Annotated in this window: 10 protein-coding genes; 9 read left to right on the forward strand and 1 reads right to left on the reverse strand. The window is 63.9% G+C overall.

Annotated features, from left to right (window positions below):
* From H3T88_RS06100 to metF, 9 genes are all read left to right on the forward strand, one after another.
* Entirely contained in the window at positions 1-1,548 is a 1,548-nt protein-coding gene (locus tag H3T88_RS06100; RefSeq protein ID WP_110417238.1) for a glutamate synthase subunit beta, read from the forward strand.
* 45 nt (positions 1,549-1,593) lie between these two features.
* Positions 1,594-2,046, forward strand: a complete 453-nt coding sequence (locus tag H3T88_RS06105) for a tripartite tricarboxylate transporter TctB family protein (RefSeq protein WP_198203952.1) — start codon at positions 1,594-1,596, stop codon at positions 2,044-2,046.
* Between the two features lie 2 nt (positions 2,047-2,048).
* Positions 2,049-2,888 carry an ABC transporter ATP-binding protein gene (locus tag H3T88_RS06110; protein ID WP_198204057.1) on the forward strand — a complete coding sequence of 280 codons (840 nt, stop codon included), beginning with the start codon at positions 2,049-2,051 and terminating at the stop codon, positions 2,886-2,888.
* Positions 2,889-3,028: 140 nt separating this feature from the next.
* Positions 3,029-4,792: an ABC transporter ATP-binding protein gene (locus H3T88_RS06115; RefSeq protein WP_198203953.1), complete on the forward strand. Its 1,764-nt coding sequence runs from the start codon at positions 3,029-3,031 to the stop codon at positions 4,790-4,792.
* 12 nt (positions 4,793-4,804) lie between these two features.
* Complete coding sequence (locus H3T88_RS06120; RefSeq protein WP_232347215.1) at positions 4,805-6,739, forward strand: ABC transporter ATP-binding protein; 1,935 nt, start codon at positions 4,805-4,807, stop codon at positions 6,737-6,739.
* A 6-nt stretch (positions 6,740-6,745) separates the two neighbouring features.
* Positions 6,746-7,879 carry a tRNA (adenine-N1)-methyltransferase gene (locus H3T88_RS06125; RefSeq protein ID WP_198203955.1) on the forward strand — a complete coding sequence of 378 codons (1,134 nt, stop codon included), beginning with the start codon at positions 6,746-6,748 and terminating at the stop codon, positions 7,877-7,879.
* Positions 7,880-7,959: 80 nt separating this feature from the next.
* On the forward strand, positions 7,960-8,520 hold the full coding sequence (locus tag H3T88_RS06130) for a SixA phosphatase family protein (protein WP_198203956.1): 561 nt from the start codon (positions 7,960-7,962) through the stop codon (positions 8,518-8,520).
* A gap of 177 nt (positions 8,521-8,697) precedes the next feature.
* Positions 8,698-11,034 (forward strand): 5-methyltetrahydropteroyltriglutamate--homocysteine S-methyltransferase, encoded by a 2,337-nt coding sequence (gene metE / locus H3T88_RS06135; RefSeq protein WP_198203957.1) that lies wholly within the window; start codon positions 8,698-8,700, stop codon positions 11,032-11,034.
* Positions 11,027-11,908, forward strand: coding sequence for a methylenetetrahydrofolate reductase [NAD(P)H] (metF, locus tag H3T88_RS06140; protein WP_198203958.1), 882 nt, complete (start codon positions 11,027-11,029; stop codon positions 11,906-11,908). Before metE ends, metF begins: the two co-directional genes overlap by 8 nt.
* A 78-nt stretch (positions 11,909-11,986) precedes the next feature.
* Here metF and H3T88_RS06145 read toward each other — a convergent pair whose 3' ends face one another.
* Positions 11,987-12,289 (reverse strand): hypothetical protein, encoded by a 303-nt coding sequence (locus H3T88_RS06145; protein WP_198203959.1) that lies wholly within the window; start codon positions 12,287-12,289, stop codon positions 11,987-11,989.
* Between the last annotated feature and the right edge of the window lie 433 nt (positions 12,290-12,722).

A 12,722-nucleotide genomic window follows, 5' to 3' on the forward strand; every position in this document is an offset into this window, starting at 1 on the left:
ATGGTCGACCCCAAGGGATTCCTCAAGGTACGCACCCGGCACGAGCTGGCCGAGCGCCCGGTCGCTGAACGTCTGAAGGACTGGCGGGATGTACACCAGTCCACCGGCCCCGGGCCCTGGACCGCCGAGCAGGCCGCCCGCTGCATGGACTGCGGCACCCCCTTCTGCATGACCGGCTGCCCCCTGGGCAACCTGATCCCCGAGTTCAACGACCTGCTGTCCAGGGGCCGCTGGGAGGAGGCCTACGAGCGGCTGAGCCTGACCAACAACTTCCCGGAGTTCACCGGGCGGATCTGTCCGGCTCCCTGCGAGTCCTCCTGCGTGCTCTCCATCCACCAACCGGCCACCACAATCAAGCTGGACGAGCAGACCATCATAGACCAGGCCTGGTCCCTGGGCCTGGTCAAGCCCAGGCCGCCTCAGAGGCTGACCGACATGACCGTGGCCGTGGTCGGGTCCGGTCCCGCCGGGCTGGCCTGCGCCCAGCAGCTGACCCGTGCCGGTCACACGGTGGTGGTCTATGAACGCGCCGATGCCATAGGCGGGCTCCTTCGCTACGGCATTCCCGCCTTCAAGCTGGAGAAGTCCCTGCTGGACCGTCGGCTGGAGCAGATGGAGGCCGAGGGGACCCGCTTCCGCACTGGGGTCGAGGTGGGCCGAGACCTGACCTGGGACCAGCTGAGGGCCCGCTATGACGCCTTGGTGGTGGCCATCGGCTCCACCGAACCTAGGCGGGTGGACCTGCCCGGACGGGATTTGCAGGGCATCCACTACGCCATGGACTTCCTGCCCGACCCCACCCGCAAACTCATGGGCCGCGAGCCCCTCAACAAGATCGATGCGGCCGGCAAGGACGTCATCATCATCGGCGGTGGCGACACAGGTTCGGACTGCCTGGGCACGGCCCTGCGAGAGGGCGCCAAGTCGGTCACCGTCCTGCAGATCCGACCCAGGGAGCCCTCTTCCAGGCCCGACAACCGGCCCTGGCCGACCTACGCCCGGCTCTACAATCCCACCTCCTCCATGGAGGAGGGCGGCCACTACGAGTACGCGGTGGACAGTCTGGAATACCTGGGCGACGGCTCCGATGACCGGATCAACCTGGATCAGACCAGCGCCCCCACCGGTTTCGACCGTGACTCTGAGGGGCAGGTGCGCGGCGTTCGCGTGGTGGACGTCAGTCGTGACGATCAGGACCGAATCATCCCGCATCCTGACACCGAGCGGGTCCTGCCTGCCGATTTGGTGCTGATCAGCATTGGATTCGCCCATCCGGAGACGGCCACCCTGACAGGACAGACCGGCGTGGGCCTGGACGGGCGCGGCAACGTGGCCCGGAATGCCGACTACGCCACCGACCGCGACGGAATCTTCGTGTGCGGCGATGCCGGACGTGGGCAGTCCCTTGTGGTCTGGGCCCTGGCAGAGGGTCGCTCCTGCGCGGCGGCCGTGGACCGGTATCTGACCGGCGCTACCGAGTTGCCCGCCCCCATCCGAGCCGATGAGCGCGCCATGACCCTGCCCGCGGCCGACCGGCGCCCACGCTAATATGAAAAAGAATGGTGCCGATCGAAGGGATGGAGGCAGTGGGATATGACCAACCGCGCTGAACGTAGGGCGCAGGCCAAGCGGAGCCGCCGTGGCGGCAGCGACGACCGGAGGATGACGGCCAAGGGCAGGGCCGGTGTGATGGACGAGCGGGCCTTGCAGGAGCGCTCCCGCCGGCTGGAGGCTGGCCAGAGCGCCGAGTGGAAGCCCACCGGGCACACCGATGACCTGGTGCAGAAGGACTCCGTGGACCCCAACGACCGCAACCCCCGTCTGCTGAGGGCTCCCAGCGGCGTGCGTCAATGGTTGCGAATCCTGGTCTGGGCGCTGATCATCTGCTCCGGCCTGGCCTTCCTGGTCTGCATGTGGCTGCCCCACGTTCCCATCTGGGCCACCATCGCCATCGCGGCGGTCTTCTGCCTGGGCGTACTGGGGCTCTTCCTGGTCGGCGGCAACCGGGACAATCCCCGTCTGGACTCCTACGGAACGGCCCTGTGACCATGACCGAAAGCGTGGCAGAAAAGCGGGCTGTGCTCATGCAGCATGTGGGATTCCGCCGTCAGGGCCGGGTCATCCTCGACGATGTCAATCTTGAGGTGGGCCGCGGGCAGAAGTGGGTGCTCTTCGGGCCCAACGGCGTGGGCAAATCCACCCTGGTGGCCATGATGAGCACACGAGGCTTCCCCAGCACCGGCAGTGTAGAGATCCTGGGCAACCGGCTGGGCAAGGTAAACGTCTTCTCCTACCGTCATCGGATTGGTCTGGCCTCTGCTGGCCTGGCCAAGACCATCAGCCCCCAGGAGGATCCCTACGACGTGGTGCTGACCGCATTCAGCGATACCACCGGCCGCTGGAGGGAGACCTTCACGGCCGAGCAGGAGGAGGCCACCCTTGCACTGATGGACCGGTTCGGCATCGCCTACCTCAAGGGCAAACGCATGTACCGGCTCTCAGAGGGGGAGCGCGGCCGGGTGTTGATTTGCCGGGCGCTGATGGCCAATCCCGACCTGCTCATCCTGGACGAGCCGACCACCGGTCTGGATCTGGGCGGACGCGAGCTGGTGCTCAGGGCCTTGAGCGACATCGGCCGGGAGGACAGGGACCGCACGGTCATCCTGGTCACCCACCGCCTTGAGGAGATCCCTCTGGGCTTCGATCGGATAGCCATGATGGGACGACGTCCTGTGGACACTGCAGACACGGGCGATCCGGATCCCGGCACCATCGTCTACCAGGGGCCCCTGGAGGATGGGCTGACAGGTCCGCGTCTGAGCGAGCTCTTCGGTCTGGACCTGACCGTGGTCCACCGCGACGGACGTTGGGGTGCCTTCGCCGTCTGAAGGGCACTGGCCGCCGACGTTCTGACACGCCCGTATCAGCTCAAGGAATAGGAAATTTGTTCACCAAGGCGCGGGTATAGACTGTTGTGGTTTGTCTGCCCGGGGACCGCGGCAGACCTGTATGCGTGAAGGATGTTGACGTGATCAAGATATGGACCCGCTACCTGCGGCCTTACTGGCTCCAGGTGGCCGTTCTGGTGCTTTTTCAGGTGGCGCAGACGGCCTTGAACCTCTATCTGCCCAACCTGCAGGCGGACATCATCGACAAGGGCGTGGCCGTAGGCGACCAGGATGCCATCTACAGGATCGGCTGGGAGATGATGGGCATCACCGCCATTCAGATCGTGGCCAACGTGGTCGCCGTCTACTGCGCCACCCGGCTGGCCATGAGGATGGGCTATGAGCTGCGCAGGGACCTGTTCGCCTCGGTGGAGGGCTTCAGCCTCAACGAGATCGAGCGCTTCTCGGCAGGTTCCCTGATCACACGCACCACCAACGACGTCCAGCAGATGCAGATGACCACCATGCAGACCCTGATGATCATCCTGCAGGCCCCGGTCATGCTGATCGGCGGGCTGGTTCTGGCCCTGCGCCAGGACGGGCCCCTGACCTGGTCACTGGCGGTCATCGTCCCCCTGATCCTGGTGGTGGCCCTGGTGCTCATGGGCAGGATGGGACCCCTGTTCACACGCCTGCAGAACATGCTGGACTCCGTCAACCGCCTGGTCCGCGAGCAGATCTCCGGGGTGAGGGTCATCCGAGCCTTCGTCCGTGAGAAAACCGAGGCAGCACGCTTCGACAAGGCCAACCGCGACGTCTACGGCGTCCTGATCTCCACCGGTAGGTTGATGAGCATGATGGTGCCGCTCATGTGGTTCCTGCTGAACATGTCCAATGTGGCCATCATGTGGTTCGGCGGCCGCCGCATCGACTCCGGCGCCATGCAGATCGGCGCCCTGCAGGCCTTCATTCAGTACTTGATGATCATCCTGTCAGGCCTGATGATGGCCGCCATGATGTCGGTCATGCTGCCCAGGGCCGCTGTGGCCGCCCGAAGGATCAACGAGGTCCTGGAAGCCACCAGCGAGATCACCGCTCCTGAGCACCCCTACCGCAACGAGCACCCCCAGGGGCTGCTGGAGTTCAAGCACGTGGACTTCAGCTACCCGGGCGCCCAGGACCCGGTCCTTTCCGACATCTCCTTCACCGCCCGGCCGGGAACCACCACGGCCATCATCGGGGCCACGGGGTCCGGCAAGTCCACCATCATCCGGCTGGCCAACCGCATGTTCGACGTCACCGACGGCCAGGTCCTGGTGGATGGACACGACGTGCGCGAGTACGACCCGGACCAGCTGGCCCTGATCTTCGGGCCGGTCCCGCAGAAGGCTACCCTCTTCACAGGCACCATTCGCGACAACATGCACTATGGGGACCCCGACGCCGACGACGACCGCATCTGGGAAGCCTTGCGCATCGCCCAGGCCGAGGATTTCGTCCGAGAGATTCCCGAGGGTCTGGACGCTCGCGTGGCCGAAGGCGGCACCAACTTCTCAGGTGGGCAGAAGCAACGGCTCTGCATGGCCAGGGCGATCTTGCGCAACCCCCGCATCTACACCTTCGATGACTCCTTCTCCGCGCTGGACATGACCACCGACCGGGCCCTGCATGAGGCCCTGGTGCCGGTCACCCGCCAGGCCACCCAGATCGTGGTGGCCCAGAGGGCGGCATCCATCCGCCAGGCCGACCAGATTCTGGTCCTGGACCGGGGCCGCATCGTCGGTCGTGGCACCCACGATCAGCTCATGGAGGACTGCCCCACCTACCAGGAGATCGTCCAATCCCAGGGCGGGCGGGGTCCCGACGTGGAAGAGCTCAGCATTGACGAGGGGAGGGCCGAGTAGATGGCCAAGGACTTGAGCACGAATACAGGCTCGCAGGCCGTGGGTGGCCGCCGTCACACCGTGGGCCGGCTGGTCCACTATCTGCTGGCCAGCCCCTGGAGGGTCATCGTCATGGTTCTCGCCGGCATGACCGCCGTTGCCATGATCGTCATCGGCCCCAAGGTCATGGGCGAGGCCACCAACGTCCTCTTCGAGGGACTGTTGGGGTCCATGCTGGTCAAGATGGGCGCCAAGCCCGGCACTCCCAAGCAGGCTGTGGTCACCTACCTGCAGTCCCGAGGGCAGGACAAGTTCGCCCGGATGATCGAGTCCATGAACGTCCAGGTGGGCGTGGGCATCGACTGGGGGCGCTTCGGCACCATCCTCATGTTCGTCATCGGCATCTACCTGGTCTCCATCCTGGTCAGGCTGGTGCAGAACTTCCTGATGACCCGGCTGGTCTCCGACGCGGTCTACACCATGCGCAGGCAGATCGAGGACAAGCTGGACCGGCTGCCCCTGCAGTACTTCGACCGGACCCCGCGCGGCGAGGTCATGAGCCGGACCACCAACGACATCGACAACATCTCGGGCACCCTGCAACAGATTCTGGGTGAGCTGCTCTTCTCTGTCTTCTCCATCATCGGGGCCTTCATCATGATGCTGACCATCTCGCCCCTGCTGACCCTGATCGCCTTCATCATCATCCCGGTCATGGCCCTGTGCGCGGGCTTCATCCTCAAGAAGACCCAGCCCCAGTTCACCCGGCAGTGGATCCGCACCGGACAGGTCAACAGCCACGTGGAGGAGATGTTCTCCGGCCACATGGTGGTCCGGGCCTTCGGCCACCAGCGCAAGGCCGAGGAGGAGTTCGAGGAGCGCAACCAGGAGCTCTACCAGGCCAGCTTCAAGGCCTCATTCTTCTCCGCCCTGGTCACGCCCATGTCAACCTTCTTCGGCAACCTGAGCTTCGTGATCGTGGTCATCATCGGCGGCGTGCATGTGCTCAACGGCAGCATGAGCCTGGGTGGTCTGCAGGCCTTCACCCAGTACACCCGTCAGGCCTCGCAGCCCATCGGCCAGCTGGCCTCCATGGGCACCATGCTCCAGTCCTCCCTGGCCTCCTGCCGCAGGGTCTTCGACTTTCTGGACGAGGCCGAGGAGGTGCCGGACATCGAGCATCCAGACCATCTGGGCCAGGAGACCGGAGGCAAGGTCGAGGGGCACGTCCGCTTTGACCATGTCCGCTTCTCCTACGATCCGGCCGAGCCGTTGATCAAGGATCTGTCCATCGAGGCCAAGCCCGGGCAGACCATCGCCATTGTCGGACCCACCGGGGCGGGCAAGACGACCCTGGTCAACCTGCTCATGCGCTTCTACGAGATCCAGGGAGGGCGCATCACCATCGACGGCGTGGACACCTCCAGGGTGACCCGTCACGACCTGCGCAGCCACTTCGGTATGGTCCTGCAGGACACCTGGCTCTTTGACGGGACCGTCCGCGACAACCTGCTCTACGGGCTGGACGAGGGGCAGACCATCCCAGAGCAGACCATGATCGATGGTGCCAAGGCAACGCATGTGGACGAGTTCATCCGCAAGCTGCCCCAGGGCTACGACACCGTTCTCAACGAGGACAGCAGCGAGCTCAGCCAGGGCGAACGCCAGTTGATGACCATCTGCCGGGCCTTCCTGTCCGACCCCGACATTCTGATCCTGGACGAGGCCACATCCTCGGTGGATACCAGGACCGAGCTGCTGGTCCAGCAGGCCATGAACACCCTGCGCAAGGGCAGGACCTCCTTCGTCATAGCGCACCGGCTGTCCACCATCCGCGACGCCGACCTGATTCTGGTGGTCAACCACGGCTCGGTGGTCGAGCAGGGCACCCACGACCAGCTGCTGGAGCGCGGCGGCGCTTATGCCTCCCTCTACGACTCCCAGTTCATCAAGGGCGAGGAGGGCTGAGGAGGCATGAGCCTTAGACGCGGTCCGCTGAGCGTAGGGGAGCGGGTCCAGCTGACCGACCGGCGTGGCCGCAAGCTGACGGTCATGCTGGAACCAGGCGGCCTGACCCAAACGGATCATGGCCTCTTGCCGCACGAGGCCATGATCGGCCTGCCCGAGGGATCCGTAGTGGTGACCATCTCGGCAGACAAGTGGCGCCGGATGCGTCACAAGCAGGATGCCGGCACAGACACACAGGCATCTGACAGGGCCAAGCCCTGGAAGTCCTCGCGAAGCATCGGAGGATGGGCCTTCACGGTCATGCGCCCAAGGCTGGAGGACTACATTCTCTCCATGCCTCGCGGCGCCCAGATCATGTACCCCAAGGATGTGGCCAGGGTCATCCTCCTGGGAGACATCCGTCCTGGCATGAGGGTCCTGGAGTCGGGAGCCGGATCAGGGGCCATGAGTCTGGGCATCCTGGATGCCGTTGGCACGGAGGGGAAGCTGACCAGTATCGAACGGCGGGAGGAGTTCGCCCGGGTGGCCATGGGCAACGCGACGGTCTTCTTTGGGCAGCGCCCTGCCCAGTGGGACCTGCGTACCGGCGACTTTGACACCGTTGCGGCCGACCTGCCCGAGGACGGATTCGACCGTATTGTTCTGGACATGCTTGACCCCTGGAACCGTCTGGGGCAGGCCTATCGGGTCATGGCCCCCGGCGGCGTGCTGACCGCCTACGTGACCACCACCACCCAGCTCAGCCGACTGGCCGAGGCCCTGCGCGCCGATGGCCGATGGACCGAGCCTGAGATCATGGAGAGCCTGGAACGCTCCTGGAAGGCCGACGGCCTGGCGGTACGCCCTGAGCATGAGATGATCGGGCATACCGGCTTCCTTTTGACCAGCAGGGTCATGGCCCCCGGCCAGGAGGCTCTGCGCAAACATATCCGTGCCACCAAGGACTACCTGACCGACGTGGATCAGGGACGGAGGCCTGCCACGAGCAGCGGCTCCGGTCAGAAGCGCGACATGGAGGACCTGGAGGATCTCGAGGATCTGGAGCTGCGCCGGGTCTCCGATCGCAAGCTGCGCAAGGTGTTGCGCGACCTTGACCACCAGGTGCGCACCCTGCGGGGCGGGGAGGATCAGGAAGACTGATTACACATGACCGGCGTATCCTCCGGGCTCTGACATAATGGGAATGGCGACTGATGAGATTGTCGGGAAAGGAAGCATGAATGGGTTTGCGAAAGGGTCTGAAGGCAGAGGATCTGCGGCGGTGCAGCCGAACCCTCATGCTCATGCGTCACGCCAAGACCGAACGCCAGGGGTCACAGGGCGATCGCAGCCGTCAGCTTACCGACCGGGGCCAGCGGCAGGCCCGGACCATGGGCCGTGGATTGACCGCTCTGGGCCTGGTGCCCGACCGCATCATCTGCTCGGGTGCGCCTCGGGCCCGTCAGACCCTGGACGGCATGCTCAAGCCCCTGGGGGATGGGCCGCGTGTCGATTACCGGGAATCCCTCTATGAATCCGGCATGCAGGCGGTCTTCGACCAGTTGGCGCAGACCGAGGACCGTGACCGCCGGGTCCTCATCCTGGGTCATGAGCCCACCATGTCTATCTGCTCACAGTGGCTGGCCGAGGACAACTCCGACCCCGACCTTTTGGACCTGCTCAATCTAGGACTCCCTCCGGCCACTATGGTCGTGCTGGGGTCTGAGCGACCATTGACCGACTGGGGAACCCACCAGGCCCGTTTGCTTGGTATTCTTGGGCCCCAGGATCTTGAAGACTGACCGGAAGAACAAGCCGTGGAAATCCTCTATAGGCAGTCTTAGCGACCGGTAATCCCGTGGCTGCTGTTATGTCGTTATCGATTCAGGTTATGGCGACACCTTATTTGCACCAATTACCCGCCTCACCCCGCCGCTGATAGGCTGACCGAAGACATCAGGACGAAACTGGGAGGTTTCATGGCAGCGATTACATCCGTGTCCGGATTCCCGCGCATCGGCGCGCACCGCGAACTCAAGAGGGCCATCGAGGGCTATTGGAAGGGCGAACGGAATCTGGACGAGGTCCGGCGCACGGCCGCCGACCTGCGGTCCAGGCACTGGCAGCTTCAGCAGGAGGCCGGCGTCGACCTGATTCCCGTCAACGATTTCAGCTATTACGACCAGGTCCTGGATACCTCCATCCTCCTGGGCGTCGTGCCCGAGCGCTATCGGAACCTGGGCCTGGGCCCCGAGGACACCCTCTTCGCCATGGGCCGCGGCTACCAGGGGGAGCAGGGTGACGTGACGGCCCTGCCTATGAAGAAGTGGTTCACCACCAACTACCACTACCTGGTTCCCGAGATCGACCAGGACACCAGAATCGCCTTGGAAGGCGACAAGCCCTTCAAGGAGTTCCAGGAGGCGCGCGAGCAGGGCATCGCCGCCAAGCCGGTGCTGATCGGCCCCTATACCTTCCTCAAGCTGGCACGCGGCCCCCAGGGCGAGCTGCTGGATCCCGACCCGGCATTGGTCCGGGACCTGGCCAGGGCCTATGCAACCATTCTGGAGCGGTTCATCAGCCTTGGCGCCGACTGGGTACAGCTGGACGAGCCCTACCTGGTTCTGGACAAGGAACAGGGCGACCTGGACCTCTTCGGAACTCTTTATGAGCCAATCCTCAATGCCCGCGAGAGTGACCAAGGCAAGGTCCGTATTCTGCTCAACACCTACTTCGGCCATGTGGGCGACTGCTACGACCGGCTTGCTGAACTGGGCTTCGACGGGATCGGTCTGGATCTGGTCGAGGGCAGGGATGAGAATCTGGCGGCCCTCAAGGAGCACGGCGTGCCCGAGGGAACCACCATCTTCGCCGGTCTGGTCAACGGACGCAATATCTGGCGCAATGACTACGCGGTCAGCCTGGGCCTTCTGGATGCCCTGCACCAGGTGACCTCGAACGTGGTGGTTTCCACCGCATGTTCCCTCCTGCATGTGCCCTACACCGTGGCCGACGAGGATGGGCTGGATGCCGACACCGTGCGGCCCCACTTCGCCTTCGCCCTGGAGAAGCTGGGCGAACTGCACGACCTGGCCCGGCTGGCCGATGCCGATGAGGACCAGCGTCGCTCCAGCAAGGCCCTTGCCGATAACCAGAAGCTCTTCGATGGCAGCCGCGTCCAGCCCGACCCCCAGGTGCAGCAGCGCCTGGCCGGCCTTAAGGACGAGGACTTTGTGCGCACCCCGGCCCGGCCCGAGCGCCAGAGGATCCAAGCCCGGGAGCTGGGTCTGCCCCTGCTGCCCACCACCACCATCGGCTCCTTCCCCCAGACCGCCGAGGTCCGCGCCGAGCGGGCCCGCCTGCGCAAGAAGGAGATCAGCCAGGAGGACTACGACGACTTCATCGCCCGCAAGATCGACCAGGTCATCGACCACCAGGAGCAGATCGGCCTGGACGTTCTGGTCCACGGCGAGTTCGAGCGCAACGACATGGTCGAGTACTTCGGCCAGAACCTCAAGGGCTACCTGTTCACCCGGAATGCCTGGGTCCAGTCCTATGGCACCCGCTGCGTCAAGCCTCCCATCGTCTGGGGGGACATCTCCCGCGCCCGGCCCATCACCGTGCGCTGGTCCTCATACGCCCAGTCCCGCACCAACCATGTGGTCAAAGGCATGCTGACCGGTCCGGTGACCATCCTCAACTGGTCCTGGCCCCGCGAGGACATCGATCACAAGCAGCAGACCCAACAACTGGCCCTGGCCATCCGTGACGAGGTCCTGGATCTGGAGGCTGCGGGCATCCGCATCATCCAGATCGACGAGGCCGCCCTGCGCGAGAAGCTGCCGCTGAGGCGCTCCGACTGGCACAGCCGATACCTGGACTGGGCCATTCCCGCCTTCCGGCTGGTCCATTCCGGGGTCAAACCCACTACCCAGATTCACACCCACATGTGCTACTCGGAGTTCAACGACATCATCAAGGACATTGATGCCATGGACGCCGATGTGATCTCCTTCGAAGCCTCCCGCTCCGACCTGACCGTACTGGATGCCATCCAGGAGGCCAGGTTCGAGACCGAGGCGGGCCCCGGAGTCTACGACATCCACTCGCCGCGCGTCCCCTCCACCGAGGAGATCGTGGACCGGATCCACGCCATCCTGAAGAAGCTGGATGCGGCCAAAGTCTGGATCAACCCCGACTGCGGATTGAAGACCCGAAACGACAAGGAGACCTGGCCCAGCCTGGAGCACATGGTGGCCGCCGCCCATCAGGTGCGTGCGGAGCTATCGTCCAGTCAGGAGTCGGATCATGCATGAGCCTATCTTTTCCCTGGAGGTCTTTCCCCCCAAGCGCGATGCCCCGGTGGGCACCATCTATGACACCTTGGATGGGCTGGAAGGGCTGATGCCCGATTTCATCTCAGTGACCTACGGGACCGGCCGCCGCTCGGACCGCACGGCCACGGCCCGCATAGCCAAGACCATCCATACCGAGTACGGCATCCCAGCCGTGGCGCACTTGACCGCCCAGTACGCTGACCGCGAGGTGATCGACCAGGCACTGGACATGTTCGACGATGCAGGTGTGGCAGCGGTGCTGGCCCTGCGAGGCGACAGCGTGGAGGGCCGTGAGCCTGCCGGGGTCTTCGAGCATGCCAGCGACCTTGCCGCCTACATCCGGTCCCGTCGGCCCAACCTGTCTATATACGGGGCCTGTTATCCTGAGACCCATCCGGAGGCCGCCTCGCCCGAGGAGGACATTGAGAATCTGCGAATCAAGGTGGATTCCGGCGTGGATCATCTGGTTTCACAACTCTTCTACGACAATGCCGATTTTCTGGACTTTCTGGACCGGGCACGGGCAGCCGGCATCCAGGTGCCCATTGAGGCCGGCATCATGCCCATCACCAACGAGGGCCAGGTACGGCACATGAGCGAGGTCTGCAAGGCGCGGATCCCGGCTGCGGTCGAGTCCATCCTGGAACGTTGGGGCGACGACCGGGCCAGCCTGCGCGAGGCGGGCATCATATACGCCTCACAGCAGATCGCCGACCTGGTGGCCCATGGGGTGGATGGCATCCACCTTTACTCCATGAACCATTCCGGCGTCACCAGGCGCATCTGGCACAACGTCCGTCACCTCTTCCGGCAGGTAGGCGCCAACCCAGAGTCCTCCAGCGACAAGAGTTGACGGCATAAAAGCGGTGTATTGTGCCCCGCATTGATGATCGAGCGAGCGTGGTTCTCAACTTTCAGTTGCGCTTCGTCCTCAATCGTCATTGCGGGGTCTCAGCCATGGCAGAGCTTTGAGCGCGGCTTTGTGCAGCGGCGGTATCATGCCAATCAACAGCCCAAGGATCATCCCTCCGATGGTTATCCAGGAGGCCAGATCATGCCCCAGCAGAATGAGCATCACCACCAGGCCGACACCGACCAGGGGTAGGACCGGTGTCCAGCGTTGCTGCGAATCGGTCAGTCGGTCGTTTTTCTTCGGTAGAAGTCCGCATATCACCCCCCATACCAAACCTATCAAGACACAGGCGATGGTCAGTATGATATCGGTCAGCTGCATTCCAGGGTTCCTTCGTACATGATTGCCCGGGTAAGGCCTTTCTGGCGCCGCGTATGACTGCTATGCGTGCGAAAACCGCGAAAACGTCCAACAAATCGTGGCAGACCGGAGAATGACGCGGCCCTGGTACGCATGCGTTTGATGTAGTTGAGCGCCTTGGCGGACTGCATGACGGACAAGGCGGCATTTCATGCATTCCAGGTCAGCTCCTCTACGATGATCGACCTGCGGACTTGTTCGCACATCAATGTGTTCGTGGATGCTATAGACAGCTATCATAGCCGCCACAGAGCGGAATCGATAATGGATGGCGGGCAGGGAGCACCTCCATGGAAACGATGGTGTCAGGGAAAAGCATGTGTTGAAGAGTCTCCCCATGGGGATTTGGAAACACGTCCCAGGTCGTGTTCAGAATGCCTCCAGGACCACTACT

Source organism: Bifidobacterium sp. W8110 (assembly GCF_016101375.1).
Taxonomy (GTDB): domain Bacteria; phylum Actinomycetota; class Actinomycetes; order Actinomycetales; family Bifidobacteriaceae; genus Bombiscardovia; species Bombiscardovia asteroides.